Here is a 20,403-nt window from a genome sequence, read left to right as displayed (position 1 = left end):
TCACGCGGTGGGCGTGGAATAAGGAAGAAGATCATGCATATCGAACCCGGCGTCGTTGACGGCGCCAAACTCGTGTTGAGTTATGCAACCGCAGCAATCGGTCTTGGACTGACAGTCAAGATGGCGGGTGAGACCGTCCGGCAAAGCGGCCTCGGCGCGCTTGCCCTGCGCAGTCTGGCGACCACGGTCCTCGTATTCTGCTTTTTCGAAGTCTTGCCGCATCATCCTGTCGGCGTCTCTGAGGTGCATCTGATCCTCGGCTCGACGCTTCTCCTTTTATTTGGCGCAGGGCCGGCAGCCATCGGCCTTGCCGCCGGACTGCTTCTTCAGGGTCTCTTCTTCGCCCCGCTGGATCTGCCGCAATATGGGATGAATGTGACGACGCTGCTGCTGCCGCTATGGGGCATCCGGCTTCTGGCGCGGCGCATCATTCCGGCAAAGACGGCCTATGTCGATCTCACTTACGCGCAGACCCTCGCACTTTCGACGGCCTTCCAGGGCGGGATCGTTGCCTGGGTCGCGTTCTGGGCGCTGTATGGTCACGGCGTCAGCGTCCAGAACCTCGCCGACATCGGGGCCTTCGGCGGCGCCTACATGACTGTCGTCATCCTGGAGCCGCTGATCGATCTTGCCGTTCTCGCCGGTGCAAAGGCACTGAGCCGCCTCAGCCGAAGCCCGATGTTCAATGAGCGGCTGCACAGCTTTGCCTGAGCCTCGACTGTTCCCATGATCATTGGCCCCGCTGTCGCGATGAAACGGCGGGGTCTTTAAGGATCACAGCACAGGTGTTTGAAGCAGACGGCCTGTCGTCACATCCGCAATGCCGCGATCCGTCTGGTGCGGTCCGGCATTGCAGGCAAGAGTGGCGCCGAAACAGGCCTTGAACACCAGATAAGGCGGCTGCCAGTCGACGATCTTGTCCATGGCGGACCGGAGTTCGGTAAAGCCTTTCGCTACGGAATCCAGGGATTGTTCACTGACGAGACCTGAGACGGGCAGCGGGAGCAGGGCCTCGATCGCGCCGTCGCGTGCAACGGCCATGCCGCCGCCGGCCGCGATGACTGCATTGGCAGCGACCGCCATATCCTCCTCATTGCCGCCGAAGACCGTGAGATTATGGCTGTCGTGCGAAACGGTTGTCGCAAAAGCGCCGCGCCATTGGCCCCAGCCAAGCAGGAAGCCGACACGCGGACGCGGATCGGCGCGACCATGTCGATGCGCAACCGCAATCAGCGTCGTGCCATCGGGCGGAACCACCGTGCCGTTGCGGACCTGCGCCTCCATCTCTCCCCAGGCGGTAAAGCGCGGCTTGTCGATGGTCGCAATCCTAACTCGCTCTCCCGCTGCGGGAACCCGAAAACCATCTGCGGTGACCGGGTCAATCTTCATCGACTGCTTCAGACCGGCAGTTTCAAGCGCTGTCAAAGGATCAAGAAGACGTCCGGATGCGGCGACGACCTTCCCATTGACGATGACATGGCGCGCCCGCAGGCTCCGGAGATCCTCGAACACGACGAGATCCGCCCGGCGTCCACTGGCGATCAGGCCCAGATCCTCGCGGCCCAATCGACGGGCGGCATTCAGCGTCGCCGCCTGCAGCGCCTTGACCGGATCAAGTCCGTAGGCCACCAGACGGCGCACAACATCATCAAGACCGCCGCGCTCATGCAGATCATCGGGGAAGACATCGTCGGTGCAGAGCGTGATCGTCTGCGGCAGGGGGCCGAGCCGATTGAGCGTTGCCACGAATTCCGGCAGGAGATGATCATGCGAACCGCGCAGCTCGATCGAAAGTCCGGCCCTGAGTTTCTGGAGGAGATCCTCGCCCGAGGTCAGTTCATGATCGGAGGTGATCCCAGCCGCCATGAAAGCCGCCAGGCGGTTTTCGCCGAGGCCGCGGGCATGGCCGCAGATCAGTTTACCGGCGTCGAGACCCGATTGCAGGATGGCGCTGATGCGGGGCTCCCGATCGATCACGCCCTGCATGGTCATCACTTCCGCAATGCCACCAATTTCCGGCCAGGACAAAAGATCCGTGATGACGTCGGCATCGAAATCCGCGCCATTCAATTCCAGCCCGGGTGCCGAGGGCACGCAGGACGGGGCAAGCACGACCATGCGCAGAGGCAGGCCACGCGCCGCATCCACCGCGAACCGGACGCCGGCGACCCCATGCACATTGGCAAATTCGTGCGGGTCCCAGACGATGGTGGTCACCCCGCGCGGCACGACGGCGCCGGCATAGGCGGCAGGCGTCACCATCGAGCTCTCGATGTGCATATGTGTATCGATCAGGCCGGGACTGATATAGCCATTGCCGGCATCGATAAGCTCCATCGCGTCGGTGCGGGAACCGGGCGCATGGACGCTGGCGATCAGGGGCCCCACCAGGCCGATATCGGCCCGGCGCTGCTCGCCTGTCACCATGTCGATCAGCACGCCGTTGACGATCAGCCTGTCGAAAGGCGCATCTCCGCGCGCCGCCGCCACGGCTTTTGTGCGCAGGTGCTCATCATGAAGATCGGAAGGTTCGCCTGCAATATGCGACGTCATCGTGCGGCCTCCGTTGCAAGTGCATCGATGATTGCCGCCTTCACGCGCTGCGCGTCGCAATCAGCGGCGAAATGGGCATTGAACTCGCCATGACTCTGCCGGGTCTCCACAACGGTGCGCCCGCGCGTGAACTGGCCGGCGCATTCCATGTCGATGCGAGCCGGTTCGAACGTCACCAGGTGAGGATGCGTGAAGGCTACGGCGGCGGCGGGATCGTAGAGCGCCATGCTGGGACGCCCGCGCGATAGAGCGATGTCGACAAAGCCCCCGAACAGGTCTGCCAGGAGACCCGCATTGCGGCCACCGGCGGCCCGAATGGCGTCCACATCGGAAGGACCTGCCTGGATCTTGCGGCAAAAATCGAGATCGACCATGCGCAGCGGCAGCCGATGCGAGAGAATGATCGCCACGGCTTCGGGATCGGCGAGCGCATTGAATTCCGCCGAAGCGGTATGATTGCCGCGCGTCACGCCGCCGCCCATCCAGGTCAGGTCCGTGATCCGCGCAGCCAGATCCGGCCTCGCCAGAACCAGCGCCGCAATATTGGTCAGCGGGCCGAGCGCCAGGATGCGGCGCGGTCCCGTGTCTTCGCTCAGCCATCGGCAAAGCGCGTCGAATGCAAGCGACGGATAATGGCCGGCAAGCCTTGGAAGCGACTGGCCAAGGGTTGGGATTCCGGTCTCGCCAAGGATGGCCTGCGCTGTCTCCAGGCGCCCCATGACCGGGCCGCTCCGGCCGGCATGAAGCGGGAAGGACCAGCCGAAAGCGGCTGCGGCGCCGGCTGCATTGGCGCAGACCTGGTCAAAGACGGTGTTGCCGAAGACCAGCGATATGCCGTCGATCGTCAGTCCCGCCTGCTGCACGACGAAAATGGCCGCGATATCATCGAAGCCCATATCGGTATCGATCCAGATGCCCATGGCACTCATCCGACGCGCTGCAGCGGTGCGGCATTCGTGACTGGCAGGTCGAATCGGACCGTCTCGCCCAATTGATAGGCGGGAAGGGCGGCATCCACCTCGGCGCGGATGGTGCCGAGCGGCGTGTCCAGCGTGTAGCCGCGAATATTGCCGGCAAAGGAGACGCCCCTGACAGTTCCGGTCTGCGATCCCTCGCCGAGCACGACCATGCCCGGACGCCAGGCGAGGCCGGAGACGTCGCGACCATCAGCCGGCATGACCGCGTCTCCCGATTCCGAGACGAGCATGCCGTTGCGGATTTCGAATATGTTTTCGAAGCCGACGAAATCGGCCACGAAAGCGGAGGCCGGTTGGTTGTAGATCTGTTCGGGCGTGCCGATCTGTTCGATCGCGCCATTGCGCATCACGACGATCTTGTCCGCCAGCGCCAGCGCCTCCACCTGGTCATGCGTGACGAAGATCATCGTCATGCCGGTCTCCTTCTGCAGCCGCTGCAGCTCGCTGCGCATGTCCAGGCGCAGCCGCGCGTCCAGATTGGAGAGGGGCTCGTCGAGCATCAGCAGCTTGGGCTGAACGACCATTGAGCGGGCGAGCGAGACGCGCTGCTGCTGTCCGCCGGAAAGATCGGTCGCCTTGCGGTCGGCGAATTCCGACAGGCCGACGGAGCGCAGACCGTCTTCCACCCGCCGGCGCAGATCCTGGCCGTCCATTCCCTTCATCCGCAGACCGAAGGCGACATTCTCGAAGACCGTCAGGTGCGGGAAAAGCGCATAGGACTGGAAAACAAGCCCGATTTCCCGCTTGTTGGCCGGCACATGGGTGATGTCGCGGCCATCGAGCACGATCTTTCCGCCGACGGGCTTCATCAGCCCGGCAATGGCGCGCATGGTCGTCGTCTTGCCGCAGCCGGAAGGGCCGAGCAGAGCCAGGAGCTCGCCTTTCTTGATGGAGAGGTCGAGATCCTTGACGGCGACCGTCTTGCCATAGGCGAGCGAGAGCTTTTCGAGAGAGAGATAGGTTTGATCAGACATAGCGGGAAAAACCAAGGAAGCGTTCGGCGGCAAAGACGATGCCGATGGAGAGGAAGGCAAGCAGGGAGGAGAGTGCCGCGATGGAGGGATCGAAGACATTTTCCATGTAACCCAGCATGTCGATGGGAAGGGTGCGCACGCCGGGGCCGGACAGAAACAGCGAAACGGGCACCTGGTTGAAGCTCGTGACAAAGCCCAGGATAAAGGCCGAGAGAATGCCGCCGCGGATATTGGGCAGCACGATGCGGAAAAAGGCGCCGAGCCGGGAGGAGCCGAGGATGACCGCCGCCTCCTCCATGTCGGCACGCAGATTGGCCAGGCTGGCCGAGACGACGCGGACTGCATAGGGCAGGATAAGCGCCGTATGGGCGATGAAGAGCGCCAGGATGACCGGGATGCCGACCGGGATCACGAAATAGCGCAGCAGGGCCAGGCCCACGATGATCCCCGGGACGATGATCGGCATGGAGACCAGGAATCGTACCGTTTCCGAGAAGGGCAGGCGGTAGCGCGACATGGCGTAGGAGGCCGGAATGCCGAGGAGAAGGGCCGCAAGGGTTCCGCCGATGGCAAGAAACATCGAGATGCCGAAGCTCTGACGGAAGCTCTCAATGGTGAAGACCTTGATGATCCAGCGGAACGACAGGCCCTGTGGAGGGAAGGCAAGCGTCTCCCCGGCCGAGAAGGAGGCGGCCACGATGATGAGGAAGGGCCCGATGAGGAACAGCATCACCAGGAACAGGATTGTGGGCGTGACGAGGCGCTGGATCATTTGCCGCTCCTTGCGCTGGCAATGCGTTTCAGGAGGATGTTGGCGGCAAAGCTCATGACGATGAGGATGAAGGCAATGACGCTGGCGGCGACGAAATTATTCGAGACGCTGACCTGCTGGTAGAGAAGGGTCTCCAGCATCAGCACCTTGGACCCGCCGAGAATGGCCGGGGTGATGTAGGCCGTCATCGATCCGGTGAAGACCAGCGTTCCGCCGATGACGAGACCTTCCTTCGTCAGCGGCAGGATGATCTTCCAGAAGACGCTGAGCCAGCCGGCGCCCAGAATGCGGGCGGCCGGGACGACGTCGCGCGGCAGGTTCTCCAGTGCGGAGATCAAGGAGATGATCATCAGCGGCAGAAAGAGCTGCAGCAGGCCGACAAAGATCGCCGTCTCGGAAAACAGGATGCGGAAAGGCTCATCCGTCAGCCCGATGGCTTGCAGGGCCTGGTTGACGATGCCGGTCCGTCCGAGAATGACGATCCAGGCATAGGTGCGGGCAACCGGCGAGATCATCAGCGGCAGGACGACCAGGCCGATCATCTTGCCCTTGGAGCCCGGCGGCAGCGACACGATGGCATAAGCCGCCGCATAGCCGATCACCGCAGCAACGACGGTGACAAGCGCGGCAAGTTTCAGCGTACGCAGGAAGACCGCCCGGTTGAGCGGCTGGGCAAAGAAATCCACATAGGCAGAGAGCGTCCATTGATCGGCGCTGCGAAAGCCTTCCGACAGCAAGAGGGCGACCGGCACGAGGAAGACAAGGGCCGCGAACAAGGCCGCCGGCAGTGCGAGCGCCAATCCCGCCGTGCGATTCTGGAACATTCTGGTTTGCCTCAACTGGCGCAGCTGCGGACGATCTCATGCCGCATCTGCAATATTACACGTCTGGTGTCATTTAACCCTGATCTCCACCCCGTCGCACGGGGTGGAGACCGGGATCAGGGTGCAGACCAAGGGCAGCCGCCGCGGCGACTGCGGCTTGCCGCCCGTCGGCCTTTACTGGCCGACTTTCGCATTCCATTCGCTCAGCCACTGGTCCCGGTAATCGAGCGCGACATCCGAGGGGATGAGCTTCAGGCTCTCAGCCGTTTCGGCGCCATAGGTGATGTTGTTGGCAACCTCGTCGGATACCTTGACCTCTGAATTGGCCGGGCTGTCGATCAGCTTCTCCGCCAGCTTCGTCTGCACTTCGGTGGACAGCCAGAAATCCATGAACTGCAGCGCCAGGTCGCGGTTCTTGGAATTCTTGGTGACCATCATGACGTTCATGCCGCCGGTCTGGCCTTCCTTCGGCGTTGCCCAGGCGATCGGCAGCCCGAGCTTGGTGAACGGCGCCCAGGCGAAACGTCCCACCGGCGCTGCCCAGATCTCTTCCTGCTGCATCAACTGCACGAGCTGCGAGGACTTGACATAGAAGGTGACGATCTCGTCCTTCTTGGCGCCCACGGCGTCGATCGGCGCCTTGAGGTCGGGAGCATCCCCGCCCAGAGCCTGACCGAGCATATAGAGAGCCGGCGGTCCCTGATTGGTGGTCACGTTCGGGAAGGCGACGTGGGAGACGATGTCATCCTTCAGGAGGTCGCCCCAGGATTCGATCTTCATCTTGTCCGTGCGATAGACGATGGACGTGGCGTAGAAGGTGTAGCCGACGCTCATGCCGTCGCCGTTCGGATCCTTGGCAACGTCGTAGAGCTTGTTGAAATTGGAAAGCTTCGACGTGTCGATCTTGTCGATCAGCCCTTTGCGCGATGCTGCAAGCGCATCGGCCATGGACACGACGGCCATGTCGACAACCGGATTGTCCTTGTATTCTTCCATTTTGGCCAGCCGCTCGACGCTGTTGCCGGTCTCGACGACCAGCTTGCAGCCGCAGATCTTCTCGAAGGGATCGTAAACGATCGCCTTGAAGTCGTCCTGCGCAAAGGCGTAGACCGAAACGGTCAAGACCTTTTCCTGAGCCAGTGCCAGGCTCGTCGTCATCAAGAGTGCGGTGGCTGATGCCATCAGTATCTTTGTCATCCGTGTTCTCCTTCCGGAAGCAGATCCATCATCGGTTGTTTTTGTTGCGCTGCCCGTCCAGAGGTCTGACGGACGACCAGCGCCATTGGCACGCTTTTTTGTTCCGCAGCGACAAGCGTGCTTCGTGCCTGCCGCGGTTGTTCCTGTGTGGCCATCGTCTCGTGCTCGATTGTCTGTGTCAGAGACCGTATGGCGATCTCCGCAATGAGCGCCATGTCCATCCGCACCGTGGTGAGACCAGGCGTGATGACGGATGAGAAGACCAGATCGTCGAAACCGGTCACGCTCGCCTGTTGCGGAACAGCGATCCCGGCACCCTGCAATTCGGTAAGGGCTCGCAAGGCGTGGAGGTCCGAGACCGCGCAGAAGGCCGTAAAGCCCTCCGCCACCTTCTCCCTGAGACCGAGCAGCACGCCGCTTCCCCGCTGCCTCTCATGCAGCTCGATCCACAGGATCTCCGCGCGGCCTCCCGCCGGGAGCCGTGACCTCATCCCGCCGATCCGATCATTCTGCACGTTGGAATCGGGGTTGTTGCCGATCAGCAGAAACTGTCTGTGGCCAAGAGCGGCGAGATGGTCGACAATGGCCTGGCCGCCCTGCCAGTGATCGGCGGAAACCGTATTGCCGGGCGTGGAGGGACTGTCGATGACCGCGACAGGTCGTCCGGCATCCGCAATTCGGGTTCCGCGGCGGGGCACGACGATGATCCCGTCGACGGAACGCTCGATCAACCGCTTGATGGCCGCTGTCTGTGCGGCGATATCGCCGTGGGAATCGGCAATCAGTATGCCGTAGCCGGCCTTGGCAGCGCATTGCTCTATGGCTTGTGCAATCTGCGGGAAAAGCGGGTTCGCGATATTGGGCAGGACCAGGCCGAGAACATGGGTGCGGCCGGTGCGCAAGGCCCGCCCTGTCTGACTGGGAACATAGCCGAGCTGCGACGCCGTCAGCCGGATCTTTTCCACCAGCTCGGCAGAAACGCGGCCTTTTCCCGCCAGGGCATTCGACACGGTTGCCGACGACACGCCGAGAAGCGATGCGATCTGGTGCAAACTGGAGCCGGCGCGCGGAAGGGACATGCATCTGCCCTGATTAATCGATTAATCAATCTTGTACCGAAGCCACAGCGCCATGTCGAGTCCATCCTCATGCGTTGAACCCTTTCCACATCAAGGTGAGGGCTCCGGATCACACAGTCTCAATGCCTCTGTGGAGAAAGCGGCAAATCACGGCCCCGTCAGGAACTGTTGGTGTGGATGCTGGTTAAGGCCAGCATTGGTCCCCTGGCGTGACCAGAAAACGGCGCCTCACCGGCACGTAAGATTGTTCCGCGCATGACTATTTCGCGCGGCGTGGCATGACATCCCGTCAATTAACAGGAGACCCAGTGAAGAACCCCGATTCCATAGGTCTCTTTCGCGGCAAGCGGATCTTGATCGTCGAGGATGCTTATTTCCTTGCGGATGACACTGGCCGGGCGCTGAAACGGGCGGGAGTTGTGATCATTGGTCCTGTCGCCACCGCAAGCGATGCGCTGGAGAAGCTGGCGACGGAGCGGGTCGATGCCGCCATTCTCGACCTTCATTTGAGAGATGAGACCGTCTTTCTCGTGGCCGATCGCCTGGTGCAACGCAAGATCCCCTTCCTCTTCGCAACAAGCGTCAGTGCATCCGCCCTTCCGAAGAATTATACCGGCTTTGCGCTCTGCGAGAAGCCGAAGGAACTGAATGTGATCGCCCGCGAGCTCTTTGGCTCGGGCAATGCAAAGCTCAATTGACGGCCTCGGCTTCGTCATCCATGCCGGCAAGTTCCGCTCTGTGGCGCTGCATCGCGCGAAATCTGGCGTAGTCGCGATCGTAGATCCGCCTCGCGGCCGGGTTCGGGAGCATCAGCCGGCTGCCCTGATCCATGGCGCTTGCAGCGTCCGCAAGGGTGGTAAAGCATCCCGCCGCCGCGGCCGCCGCCATGGCGGTCCCCAGAAGCACTGCGTCGGGAGCGGCCGGAACGCGGATCTTGAAGCCGGTTGCATCGGCATAGAGTTCCACCAGATGGCTGTTCTGCACATGGCCGCCTGCCAGGTGAAGCGTCTCGACCGGATGGCCTGTCGCGATCATGGTCTCGAGAATCTGGCGAATGCCGAGCGAGAGGGCGACGCATGTGCGCCAATACAGGCGGCATAGGCCGTCGAAGGATCGGTCCAGCGTCAGGCCGGCTATGGTGCCCGTGGCGCGGGGATCGCCGAGCGGCGCCCGATTGCCGTGAAAGTCCGGCAGGATGTGCAGCGAACGGCCAAAGTCGAAGGCTTGCTCTTGCCTGAGGAGGGTAATGCGTTCGATGATCTCGTGATGCCGTGCCGCGGTCGGCTCTCCACCGGCTGCGTGCATGGCGACGATATGATCAAGCAGCGCCCCCGCGGCGGACTGGCTCCCCTCCACCAGCCATAGATCGGGCAGAAGCGCGCCGTGAAACGGACCCCAGAGGCTGTTGGTGAACACCGGTTGCGAGGATAGGGAGACGACGCAACTGGATGTTCCGCCGATCAAGGCGAGATCGCCCGAGGCACCCGACCGCGCCGCAGCGCCACCAAGCGCCCCCAGCGCACCGGCATAGGCGTCGATGATTCCGGGCGAGACGAGGCATTCCTCGCAGAGGCCAAGGTCGCGTGCAGCCTCTGGCGTCAGGCGGCCCAGGCTGTCGCCCACCGCCCGGCCACTCTGCGGCAGACCCGCTCTTTCGAGCAGATCATCAAGCCCCGCGGCGGCAAGAAAGTCCGTATCCCATCCCTCATTCCGATGCGCGAGAAAGTTCCACTTCGCGCTCAGCGTAGAGCGCGATCGCGCCGCGGAGCCTGTCGCCCGCCAGGTCATGAAATCGGCAAGGTCGAACGCATGGCCGATCCGCGCCCAGCATTGCGGCATCTGCTGCTTCAGCCACATCAGCTTCGGGATCTGCATCTCCGGCGAGATCGTTCCGCCGCAATAGCGAAGGACAGGATGGTGCGTGGCATTGAGGGCCTCGGCCTGCGCAACCGCCCGGTGATCGAACCAGACGATCGTGTCGAGACCTGCCCCGCCGCTCGCCGAGACGCTGAGGGGCGTGCCGTCCCGGGCGCGCAGGACCAGCGAGCAGGTTGCGTCAAAGCCGATCCCCTTGACGTCGGCCGCCGCGATGTCCGCTTCGCCCATGGCCGCACGAACGGCCAGGCAGGTGGCCTGCCAGATATCTTCGGACGAATGCTCGGCAAGAATATCGCTTTGCCGGACCATCAGGATCGGATGGCGGGCCTTCGCCAGAAGCCGGCCGGACAGGTCGAAGACGCCAGCACGTGCGCTGGTCGTCCCCACATCGACCGCCACCACCAGATCGCCCATATACCGTTTCTTCCCTCGTCCGTCGGTTGTGACCAGAGCCCTGGCGCGCTTTGCTGTCACGTCGGGCGAAGCGTCGGAAGAGAGATCCTCCCACTGTTGAATGCGTGCACAAGGTGGAGCAAATCGGCCATCGCGTCAAATGTAACCTCGGGAGAAAGCTCTGCGATTTCCGCCCGATATTCCTGACGATCGGCATGCGAGCCGCCCGTGAAGGCGAACACGGCCATGCCGGCCGACTGCGCTGCCCTGATGCCGGCCGGGCTGTCTTCGATCACGATACAGCGCGAGGGGTCGGTCTGCATTTCCCGCGCCGCATGCAGAAAGAGATCCGGCGCCGGCTTGCCGCGCTCCACCATGGTCGCACTGAAGATATGCGGCTCGAAAAACGACAGCAGGCCCGTCAGTTCAAGCGACAGGCGGATGCGCTCGGGCTGGCTCGACGAAGCGACGCATCGGCGATACGGCAGCACCTGCAGCGCGGCGTCGACATCCCGGATCGGTTTCAGCTCTTGCTTGAATCGCTGATACAGATCGCGACGCATGCGCTCGAGAAACGCTGCATCGGCGGAAAGCCCGAAATCGCTGTCGAGGACCTGGACAAGATTGGACAGGCTGCGGCCCAGAAATTTGCGGTAGGCTTCCGCCTCGTCCAGCGTGCCGCCATGTGCCTCGACCGCGTCGATCAGCACCCGGATGGACAGGGGCTCGCTGTCCACCAGCACGCCGTCGCAATCGAAGATCAGCAGGGAATCACGAGCCTGTTCCATGGCATCAGTCTAAACCGCCAGGCCGTCGTCGAGATAGAGCTGAAGCGTTTCGGCAGTGCCTTTGGTCCACAGGGTTTGCAGCGCATGCGCGAAACGGGCCTGGAAATGCGCCGAGCCGCTGACTGCGCCGAAAATGTCATCATGCGCCAGAAAGGCCATGGGATTGCTTTTTGCCTGGAGGGCCGAGGCGTGCAGGCGCTCGGCGCTCGCATCGTTGAAGACGATGTCTCGGCCGCTGTCCGAGGTTCCGGCAAAATAGCGGCACCACAATGCGGAGACGAGGGAGAGCCCGACAATATCCTCGCCCCGCTGCAGGCGATCAACGGTGGAGGGCAAAATGAACTTTGGTTGGCGGTTGGAGCCGTCCTGCGCCAGTCGCGGAATGGTGTCGCCGATCTTGGGGTTTGCGAACCGCCGCTCGATCAGGCGGAAGTAATCTGCAAGATCGGTATCCGGTACCGGTGGCACGACGGGGATGATCTCGTCATGTTCGAGCTTGGCCAGGAAGGCGCGGATCAGCGGATGTTCCATGGCTTCATGAACGAAGTGAATGTCGAGCAGGGCCGCAGGATAGGCGATCGCGGCGTGGCCACCATTCAGGATGCGGATCTTCATCAGTTCATAGGGTGCAACGTCCGGCACGAATTGCACGCCGACCCGCTCCAGCATGGGCCGGCCGGCCGGAAACCGATCCTCCATGACCCATTGCTTGAATTCCTCGCAAAAGACCGGCCAGTTATCCTCGATACCGAACTGGCTGGACAGGAGATCGATCTCGCGCGCTCCCGTGGCAGGCGTGATGCGATCAACCATGGAGTTGGGGAAGGAAACGTTGTCTTGGATCCAGTCGGCGAGGTCCGGATCCGAAAGCCTGGCGAGGCCGCACACGGTGCTTTCCGTCACATGGCCATTGCCCGGAATATTATCGCAGGACATGATGGTGAACGGTGTGATGCCTCGATCGCGGCGCGCCTTGAGGCCGGCAATCATCAGGCCGAAGACCGTCTTTGGCCCATCCGGATTGGCGGCATCCGCCTGAATGGCAGGATGCTGCGGATTGAACTGGCCATTGGCGTCTATGAAATAGCCACCTTCGGTAATGGTAAGCGACACGATCCGGATGCGGGGATTGCAAAGCGCTGCAATGATGGCAGCGGCATCACCGATCGGCAGGATGTCGATCATCGGCGCCGTGACGCGGGCCGCGGTGCGATTATTGTCCTGCTCGACAACCGTGGTGAGGAAATCCTGCGCCGACAGCTTGTCCCGCATCGCCTGATCGGAGGGCAGAACGCCGGCTCCGACAATGCCCCAATCATGGTCAAGGCCTTCATTGAACAGATCGTCCAGATAGACGGCCTGGTGGGCGCGATGGAAATTGCCGACACCGAAATGCAGGATACCTGCCTGCAGGCGATTTTGCGCGTAGCTCGGCACCGCGGCCGTCTTGGCGAGATCCGGGAGCGCAGAGAGAGAAAGTTTCACGGTCATGATCGATTGGTCCTCGAAGGGTCCAGAACTTGAAATGTCGCATTCGCCCGGCGCGCCGGGCGATTGATTACTGGGGCAGCGCGAGCCCGTCCTCACCGAACCGGTGGAGCTTGTCCTGGTCCGGCGTCAGATAGACGCGGTCGCCGTGCCGGCAGTCGAATTCGCCGCCCGCCCGCGCCGTGATCTGGCCGATGCCCTTGACGTCCACATGCAGGAAAGTGTCGGATCCGAGGTGTTCGGCAACCGTGACGGTGCCTTCCCACAGGCCGCTGTCGTGGGACAGGCGGATATGCTCGGGCCGGATGCCAGCTGTCTTGGCGCCCTGGCTTCTGGCGAAATCACCTTCGATGAGGTTCATGCGCGGCGAGCCGATGAAGCCGGCGACGAAGAGATTGGCCGGCTTGCGGTAGAGATCCAGCGGCGAACCGACCTGCTCGATGCGGCCGCGGTTGAGCACGACGATCTTGTCGGCCATGGTCATGGCTTCGACCTGATCATGCGTCACATAGATCATGGTCGTCTTCAGAGTCTGGTGCAATTCGCTGATTTCCAGCCGCATGTTCACGCGCAGCGCCGCGTCCAGATTGGAGAGCGGCTCGTCGAAGAGAAAGGCTTTCGGCTGGCGCACGATGGCGCGGCCGATGGCCACGCGCTGCCTCTGCCCGCCGGAGAGCTGACGCGGCTTGCGCTCCAGATAATCGGTGAGGTTGAGGACGCGAGCGGCATCCGTGACCTTGCGGTCGATCTCCGCCTTGTCGACATTGGCCATCTTCAGCGGGAAAGCGATATTGGAGCGCACGCTCATATGCGGATAGAGCGCATAGGACTGGAAGACCATGGCCAGCCCGCGCTTGGCGGGCGCGGCCTCGGTGGCATTCTGCCCGTCGATAATGATCTCGCCGCCGCTGACATCTTCAAGCCCGGCGATCAGCCGCAGGAGCGTGGACTTGCCGCAGCCGGACGGTCCGACGAAAACGACGAACTCGCCGTCGTAGATATCAAGATCGATGGAAGGAATGACTTTCGCTTCGCCAAAGATCTTGGAAACATTGCGCAGGGTGATGCTGCCCATGAGGGTGTTCCTTGTTTATCCGCTGCCTATTTGACGGCGCCGAAAGTTAATCCGCGAACAAGTTGCTTCTGGCTGAACCAGCCGAGAATGAGGATCGGTGCGATCGCCATGGTCGAAGCGGCCGACAGTTTGGCGTAGAAGAGGCCTTCCGGACTGGAATAGGAGGCGATGAACGTGGTCAGCGGTGCTGCCTTCGACGTGGTGAGGTTCAGCGTCCAGAATGCCTCGTTCCATGCCAGAATGATGTTGAGCAGGAGTGTAGAGGCGATGCCGGGGACCGCCATCGGCGTCAGGACGTAGATGATCTCCTTGGCCAGCGACGCTCCGTCCATGCGGGAGGCTTCGAGAATCTCGCCCGGAATCTCCTTGAAGTAGGTGTAGAGCATCCAGACGATGATCGGCAGGTTGATCAGGGTCAGGACGATCACGAGGCCGATGCGGGTATCGAGGAGCCCGGCATCGCGGAAGATCAGATAGACGGGGATCAGCGCACCCACCGGCGGCATCATCTTCGTCGACAGCATCCACATCAGCACGTCCTTGGTCCGCTTGGTCGGCGAAAAGGCCATGGCCCAGGCGGCAGGAATGGCGATCAGCAGGCCGAGCAGCGTGGAGCCCAGCGACATGATGACCGAATTCCAGAAGTGCAGCGCGTAGTCAGAACGGCTCTGCACCTCGATGTAGTTTTCCGTCGTCCAGTGGAAGAACAGGAAGACCGGCGGCGAGGCGATCGCATCGCCCTCGGACTTGAAGCTGGTCAGGAATGTCCACAGGATCGGGAAGAAGATCAGGATCCCGATGGTCCAGGCGATGGCGCTCGTGACCAGCTTGCGGCGGGTGGAAACCTTGCGTGCCATTGTCTTCAGGCCTCCAGATTCTTGCCGATGAGGCGGACGAGGAAAATGGCGACGATATTGGCGAGGATGACCGCCACGATGCCGCCGGCGGATGCCCCGCCAATGTCGAATTGCAACAGCGCCTGGGCATAGACGAGATAAGTGAGGTTGGTGCTTTCCGTGCCCGGTCCGCCATTGGTGGTCACCAGGATTTCAGCAAAGACCGACAGGAGGAAGATGGTCTCGATCAGGATCACGACGGTGATTGCCCGCGCCATGTGCGGCAGCACGATATAGATGAAGCGCGGGATAAAGCCGGCGCCGTCCATTTCGGCGGCCTCCTTCTGCTCCTCGTCAAGTGATTGCAGCGCGGTGAGCATGATCAGCGTGGCGAAGGGAAGCCATTGCCAGGCAACGATGATGATGACCGAGATCAGCGGGATCGCCGCGAGGAAATCCACCGGCGCGAAGCCGAGGCTGCGGGCAATCCAGGCGAAGAGCCCGTTCACCGGGTTCATGAACATGTTCTTCCAGACGAGGGCGGACACCGTCGGCATGACGAAGAAGGGCGCAATCACCAGGATGCGGACAATGCCTTGCCCGAAGATCGGCTGATCGAGCAGGAGTGCAAAGGCCATGCCGCCGATCACGGTGATGGCGAGGACCCCGCCGACCAGGAGGAGCGTGTTGATGAGCGCATCGAAAAAGGCCGGATCGCTCAGGAAGAACTGATAGTTCAGGAAGCCTGTGAATTCCTCCATGCCCGGCATCAGGAGATTGTAGCGCAGGAAGGAGAAATAGATGGTCATGCAGAGCGGCACGATCATCCAGGCCAGCAGCAAGATGACGGAGGGCGCCATCATCAGGCGCGCTGCCGAGCGTGTGTGGGTCGTCGCCATGAAAGCACGCCTCCGCGATGTTGAAATTGAGAATTGAGTTTTGCGATGTGAGGGACCCCTCCCTCTGTCCCGCCGGTGATCTCCCCCTTGAAGCGGGGGAGATCACCGTGTTTCGCCCGCTCAAACCCCAGCACCGATCAGCAGCGAGACATTCCACTGCAGCGTTGTGTCATTGCAGTGGCCTGGCATCTTGCCGATCTCCCTCCTTGAGGGGGAGATGCCCGGCAGGGCAGAGGGGGTGAGCCGCATGGACTGCGGCTCACGAAACACGAAGTCTTACTTCTTCGGATAGCCGGCCTTCGCCATTTCCCGTTCCGTCAACTGCTGCGCATTCTTCAGCGCCTGGTCGACGGTGACCTGGCCGGCCAGCGCTGCCGAGAATTGCTGGCCGACGGCCGTGCCGATGCCCTGGAATTCCGGAATGGCAACGTATTGCACGCCTTCATAGGGCACAGGCTTGACGGTCGGCTGCTTGGGATCGGCGGAGTTGATCGAGTCGAGCGTCATTTTCGCGAAAGGCGCAGCCTTGGTGTATTCGGCATTGTTGTAGAGCGAGGTGCGCGTGCCCGGAGGAACGTTCGCCCAGCCTTCCTTCTCCGCAACGAGGTTGAGGTAGTCCTTGCTGGTTGCCCATGCGATGAACTTCTCGGCGGCTTCCACCTTCTTGGAACCGGCCGGAATGGCAAGGTTCCAGGACCACAACCAGTTGCCGCGCTTGCCGAGACCATTGTCGGGGGCGAGCGCGAAGCCGACCTGATCGGCGACCTTGCTTTCCTTCGGATTCGTCACGAAGGAGGCGGCGACCGTGGCATCGATCCACATGCCGCATTTGCCGGTCTGGAACAGCGCGAGATTTTCGTTGAAGCCATTCGAGGATGCGCCCGGAGGACCGGCATCCTTCATCAGCTTGACGTAGAAGTCGAGCGTGTTCTTCCATTCCGGCTGGTCGAATTGCGGCTTCCAGTTCTCGTCGAACCAGCGTGCGCCGAAGGAGTTGGAAGCGGCCGTCAGGAAGGCCATGTTCTCGCCCCAGCCGGCCTTGCCGCGCAGGCAGATGCCGTAGGTTTCGGAGGACTTGTCTGTCAGCTTGCGGGCGGCATCGGCGATGAAGTCCCAGGTGGGGGCATCCGGCATTTTCAGGCCCGCTTTGTCAAACAGGTCCTTCCGGTACATCACCATCGAGCTTTCGCCGTAGAAGGGAGCGGCATACAGCTTGCCGTCGACCGTCAGGCCGGAGCGGATCGGCGGAAGAAGATCATCGGCGTCGTAGGACTTGTCCGCTGCGAGAGTGTCAAGCGGTGCCAGCCAGCCCTGCTTGCCCCAGATCGGCGCTTCATAGATGCCGATGGTCATGATGTCGTACTGGCCGCTCTTGGTCGCGATGTCCGTCGTGACCCGCTGGCGAAGAACGTTTTCTTCCAGCGTGACCCATTCCAGATCGATGCCGGGGTTCTTCGTCTTGAAGTCGTCGGTAAGCTTCTGCATGCGGATCATGTCGCCATTGTTGACCGTCGCAATGGTCAGCGTCTCGGCGGAGGCGATACCGGAAAGGGCGAGCGCGGAAACTGCGCCCAGCAGAATGGATTTCAATGTCATCTCTTCCTCCCAGAAGATCTAAAATGAGCATTAGCTTCGCTCGTGGGCAATTACTCATTTCACACCTACAGATGTCAAGCGTCATTCGTTGCTGCAATGCACCGCTGGAAATTAGGGGTTTGATTTGGTTCAGAAAAATCTGCTCACTGTCTGAGCAATTGCCCGGCAGTTCGCTCGTCGGTGATCAATCCGTTGAGAAGGCCGCCCTTCAGCGCGGCCAGAATGGCCTTTTCTTTGCGCTGTCCCATGGCCACACCGACGACGGTTGAGCGGATGGTCGAGGGAATCGGCACGCTGGCCACACGTTCGTTGATCGGTCCGGAAAGCAGGCGTCCCTCGTGATCGAAGATCCAGCCGCAGATTTCGCCGGCGCCGCCGGCAGAGATCAGCTCCGCCATCTCCTCCGGAGCGAGAAAGCCGTCGACGCAGAGCGGCGCCTCTGTGCCGAGTTCGCCGACGCCGACGAATGTCACGTCCGCCTCGGCGCCGAGCTTCAAGGTGGATTGGACCAGCGACTGCATGTGCAGCGCGTCGCGCTCTTCGGCCGAGGGGCATAGGACCGGCAGCGGCATCGGATAGTGACGGGCCTTGATGGCGTCGGCCATCGAGAAGATGACGTTGTAGAAGGCGGCCGATCCGTCGGGCCCGATATTGCCGGTGAGGGAAACGATTCGGTGCTGCGGGCATTCCATGCTTGGCAGCTGATCCACCGCGGCCTTCAGCGTACGGCCGGTTCCGATTGCCAGAACGATCGGGTCGGGTCGCTTCAGCCACCGCTCGATTTCCGCCGCGGCCGCTTCGGCAATGCCAACCGTCGTCGATGTGCCGGCTGGATCGGAAGGGACGACTTCGACATATCGCAGGCCATATCTCTGCGCCAGCGCTTCGCCGCGTTCCTGACAGGCCGCAATCGGATGATCCAGCCGCACCTTGATCAGGCGCTCTGCGACGGCGAGCGAGACGAGCCGCTGGGCGGACTGGCGCGAAATGCCCATGGCGGTCGCGATTTCGTCCTGCGTCCGACCGGCGACATAATAAAGCCAGCCCGCCCGCGCCGCATCGTCGAGCCGCCCTTGCGTATCAGACCGCCTTGCCATGGTTACGTCCGGATGCGCATGTGAGGCCGAAAGCGCATCGCGCAATGCTGCGCGGCGCTCCTGCTGTGACGGGTGCAGGCCGGACGGGCCTCGCCATCGCCTTCGGAGAGGATGAGGACCAGCCAATCCATTGGCGGCTGCGCTCCTGAACCTGAACCAAATCTGCCCATGCCACGCCTCGAGCTCTGGATGTCCATTCGTCTTAGTTGCTGGCATGATTGGCCATGTGTGTCAAACATCATGGCGAGGCCTTGGCCGATGAGCCGCAGCCCGCATCATGCCGCCACCGCTCCGCCAGAGGATCGTCGTCGGACCGGAGCCTGCTTGCTGATTGTCATCGCGACCGGTAATCAACCCTTACGGACGCTGCTGGCGGTGATATCAAACCTCTCCGATGCCGGCGCCAACGGGCGAACCGGTCCGGTCGTCGAGGCCGACCATGCAAGAAAGGCTATAGGAATGCAGAGAAAACTGATCTTCGGTGGCTTGATGTTGCTCGTTGCCCTGTCCGTTATCTTCGGCATTTATGGCACGCTCTCGGCCTGGAACCCCGCCGGTCTGTTCCGCTGATCCGCGGCCGGCTCCTCCGGCTGGACCGAGAGCAGCGGCGTGTCACGATAGCTCCGCCACCACCTCGTCCAGCACGGCCCGCAGGGTTCGGACGATATGGTCGATCTCATCGCGCGTGATGGTAAAAGCCGGTGCGAGCAGAATACGATCGGCGGCGGCGCGAAGAATGACCCCGTCGCGAAAGCAGAAATTGCGCACGACCATGCCTATGTCGCCCGGTCTGCTGAAGCGGGTCCGCGTCGATTTCTCAAGCGTCAGCTGAACGGCGCCGAGGAGCCCGACAGCCGAGGTTTCTCCCACCATCAGCTGATCCTCGAGGCTTCGCAGCGCCGCTTGGAAATAGGGTCCGACATCGTCGCGCACCCGTTCGACGAGTTTCTCCCGTTCCAGAATGGCCAGATTGGCAAGAGCGGCAGCCGCCGCAGCCGGGTGGCCGGAATAGGTAAAGCCATGCTGGAACGCGCCAGCATCATTGATCAGCACATCGGCGACGCGATCCGCGACGATGACACCGGCGATCGGCTGATAGCCTGAGGAGAGGCCCTTGGCGATGGCGCAGAAATCCGGCTCGATACCGTAATGCTGATAGCCGAACCAATGTCCGAGGCGCCCGAAGCCGGTGATCACTTCATCCACCGCCAACAGAATGCCATAGCGCTTGCAGATCCTCTGGATCTCCGGCCAATAGGTGGAGGGCGGAACGATCACCCCGCCGGTACCCTGGATCGGCTCCGCGACGAAGGCCGCGACCCGATCCGGGCCGATCTCCAGAATTTTTTCCTCCAGTTCACGGGCGCGGGCAAGGCCGAACGCCTCCCGGCTGAGATTTCCGGCCTCGCCATACCAGTACGGCTGGCCGATGTGCTCTATGCCGGGGATGGGCAAATCGCCCTGTTCATGCATGTGGCGCATCCCGCCGAGGCTCGCGCCGGCAATGGTCGAGCCGTGATAGGCATTGTGTCTTGATATGACGACGGTCCGTTCCGGTTCGCCCCGGCAGCGCCAGTAAAGGCGCGCCATGCGCAGCCAGGTATCATTGGCTTCGGAACCGGAATTGGTGAAGAAGACATGGTTCATGCGAGGACCGGCGAGGCGGCAGATATGCTCGGCCAGCCGGGCGGCTGGTTCCGTCGTCGTTCCGAAGAACGTGTTGTAATAGGGCAGGGCCGTCATCTGCCTGTGGACGGCATCGGCAATCTCGCGCCGGCCGTAGCCGACATTGACGCACCAGAGGCCGGCAAAGGCATCGAGATAGCGATGCCCGGCGGAATCGGTCACGTAAAGACCATCGCCCTCGACCATTACGCGCACGCCATGCTGTTGCTGCACGCGCATATCCGCAAAGGGGTGCAGGTGATGCGCCATGTCCAGGTCCGAAAGGCTCTGCGGATCGTGCTCCTGCGGCAT

General features: G+C 62.0%; 19 protein-coding genes. 3 read left to right on the top strand and 16 right to left on the bottom strand.

The window, feature by feature from the left end:
- Positions 1-33: 33 nt before the first annotated feature.
- Positions 34-711, top strand: coding sequence for an energy-coupling factor ABC transporter permease (locus QTJ18_RS04635; protein ID WP_252753178.1), 678 nt, complete (start codon positions 34-36; stop codon positions 709-711).
- 63 nt (positions 712-774) lie between these two features.
- Here the strand turns inward: QTJ18_RS04635 and QTJ18_RS04630 are convergent, their stop codons facing one another.
- From QTJ18_RS04630 to QTJ18_RS04600, 7 genes are all read right to left on the bottom strand, one after another.
- Positions 775-2,553, bottom strand: coding sequence for an adenine deaminase (locus tag QTJ18_RS04630; protein ID WP_252753179.1), 1,779 nt, complete (start codon positions 2,551-2,553; stop codon positions 775-777).
- The gene (locus QTJ18_RS04625; RefSeq protein ID WP_252753180.1) at positions 2,550-3,473 is read right to left on the bottom strand and encodes a nucleoside hydrolase; all 924 of its coding nucleotides are present in this window, start codon (positions 3,471-3,473) and stop codon (positions 2,550-2,552) included. Before QTJ18_RS04625 ends, QTJ18_RS04630 begins: the two co-directional genes overlap by 4 nt.
- A 5-nt stretch (positions 3,474-3,478) precedes the next feature.
- Positions 3,479-4,504 (bottom strand): ABC transporter ATP-binding protein, encoded by a 1,026-nt coding sequence (locus tag QTJ18_RS04620; RefSeq protein ID WP_252753181.1) that lies wholly within the window; start codon positions 4,502-4,504, stop codon positions 3,479-3,481.
- Positions 4,497-5,276 (bottom strand): ABC transporter permease, encoded by a 780-nt coding sequence (locus tag QTJ18_RS04615; protein ID WP_252753182.1) that lies wholly within the window; start codon positions 5,274-5,276, stop codon positions 4,497-4,499. Before QTJ18_RS04615 ends, QTJ18_RS04620 begins: the two co-directional genes overlap by 8 nt.
- Complete coding sequence (locus tag QTJ18_RS04610; RefSeq protein ID WP_252753183.1) at positions 5,273-6,100, bottom strand: ABC transporter permease; 828 nt, start codon at positions 6,098-6,100, stop codon at positions 5,273-5,275. Before QTJ18_RS04610 ends, QTJ18_RS04615 begins: the two co-directional genes overlap by 4 nt.
- Positions 6,101-6,274: 174 nt before the next feature.
- Positions 6,275-7,297: an ABC transporter substrate-binding protein gene (locus QTJ18_RS04605; RefSeq protein WP_252753184.1), complete on the bottom strand. Its 1,023-nt coding sequence runs from the start codon at positions 7,295-7,297 to the stop codon at positions 6,275-6,277.
- Positions 7,294-8,376, bottom strand: a complete 1,083-nt coding sequence (locus QTJ18_RS04600) for a LacI family DNA-binding transcriptional regulator (protein WP_252753185.1) — start codon at positions 8,374-8,376, stop codon at positions 7,294-7,296. The genes QTJ18_RS04605 and QTJ18_RS04600 overlap by 4 nt, the downstream gene beginning before the upstream one ends.
- Positions 8,377-8,684: 308 nt before the next feature.
- Between QTJ18_RS04600 and QTJ18_RS04595 the strand changes: the two genes are divergently transcribed.
- Entirely contained in the window at positions 8,685-9,074 is a 390-nt protein-coding gene (locus QTJ18_RS04595; RefSeq protein ID WP_252753186.1) for a response regulator, read from the top strand.
- Here the strand turns inward: QTJ18_RS04595 and QTJ18_RS04590 are convergent.
- The 8 genes from QTJ18_RS04590 to QTJ18_RS04555 all read right to left on the bottom strand — a co-directional run bounded on the left by QTJ18_RS04590 (position 9,067) and on the right by QTJ18_RS04555 (position 18,426).
- Positions 9,067-10,668, bottom strand: coding sequence for an FGGY-family carbohydrate kinase (locus tag QTJ18_RS04590; protein ID WP_252753187.1), 1,602 nt, complete (start codon positions 10,666-10,668; stop codon positions 9,067-9,069). The two genes, QTJ18_RS04595 and QTJ18_RS04590, sit on opposite strands and share 8 nt — an antisense overlap.
- Before the next feature lie 56 nt (positions 10,669-10,724).
- On the bottom strand, positions 10,725-11,435 hold the full coding sequence (locus QTJ18_RS04585) for an HAD family hydrolase (RefSeq protein ID WP_252753188.1): 711 nt from the start codon (positions 11,433-11,435) through the stop codon (positions 10,725-10,727).
- Positions 11,436-11,444: 9 nt separating this feature from the next.
- Positions 11,445-12,926: a mannitol dehydrogenase family protein gene (locus QTJ18_RS04580; RefSeq protein WP_252753189.1), complete on the bottom strand. Its 1,482-nt coding sequence runs from the start codon at positions 12,924-12,926 to the stop codon at positions 11,445-11,447.
- Positions 12,927-12,993: 67 nt separating this feature from the next.
- Positions 12,994-13,998 carry an ABC transporter ATP-binding protein gene (locus QTJ18_RS04575; RefSeq protein ID WP_252753190.1) on the bottom strand — a complete coding sequence of 335 codons (1,005 nt, stop codon included), beginning with the start codon at positions 13,996-13,998 and terminating at the stop codon, positions 12,994-12,996.
- A gap of 26 nt (positions 13,999-14,024) precedes the next feature.
- Positions 14,025-14,855 (bottom strand): carbohydrate ABC transporter permease, encoded by an 831-nt coding sequence (locus tag QTJ18_RS04570; protein WP_252753191.1) that lies wholly within the window; start codon positions 14,853-14,855, stop codon positions 14,025-14,027.
- A gap of 5 nt (positions 14,856-14,860) precedes the next feature.
- On the bottom strand, positions 14,861-15,733 hold the full coding sequence (locus tag QTJ18_RS04565; RefSeq protein WP_252753192.1) for a carbohydrate ABC transporter permease: 873 nt from the start codon (positions 15,731-15,733) through the stop codon (positions 14,861-14,863).
- 276 nt (positions 15,734-16,009) lie between these two features.
- Positions 16,010-17,329, bottom strand: a complete 1,320-nt coding sequence (locus tag QTJ18_RS04560) for an ABC transporter substrate-binding protein (RefSeq protein ID WP_252753193.1) — start codon at positions 17,327-17,329, stop codon at positions 16,010-16,012.
- Between the two features lie 143 nt (positions 17,330-17,472).
- The gene (locus QTJ18_RS04555; protein WP_252753194.1) at positions 17,473-18,426 is read right to left on the bottom strand and encodes a sugar-binding transcriptional regulator; all 954 of its coding nucleotides are present in this window, start codon (positions 18,424-18,426) and stop codon (positions 17,473-17,475) included.
- Between the two features lie 324 nt (positions 18,427-18,750).
- Here QTJ18_RS04555 and QTJ18_RS04550 point away from each other — a divergent pair, with 324 nt between their 5' ends.
- Complete coding sequence (locus QTJ18_RS04550) at positions 18,751-18,996, top strand: hypothetical protein (RefSeq protein ID WP_252753195.1); 246 nt, start codon at positions 18,751-18,753, stop codon at positions 18,994-18,996.
- A 42-nt stretch (positions 18,997-19,038) separates the two neighbouring features.
- Here QTJ18_RS04550 and QTJ18_RS04545 read toward each other — a convergent pair whose 3' ends face one another.
- Positions 19,039-20,403, bottom strand: a complete 1,365-nt coding sequence (locus QTJ18_RS04545) for an aspartate aminotransferase family protein (RefSeq protein WP_252753196.1) — start codon at positions 20,401-20,403, stop codon at positions 19,039-19,041.

This window comes from Rhizobium sp. SSA_523 (assembly GCF_030435705.1).
GTDB lineage: Bacteria > Pseudomonadota > Alphaproteobacteria > Rhizobiales > Rhizobiaceae > Neorhizobium.
The sequence above is the reverse complement of the archived record's forward strand: the minus strand, read 5'-3'. Positions and strand labels throughout refer to the sequence as shown.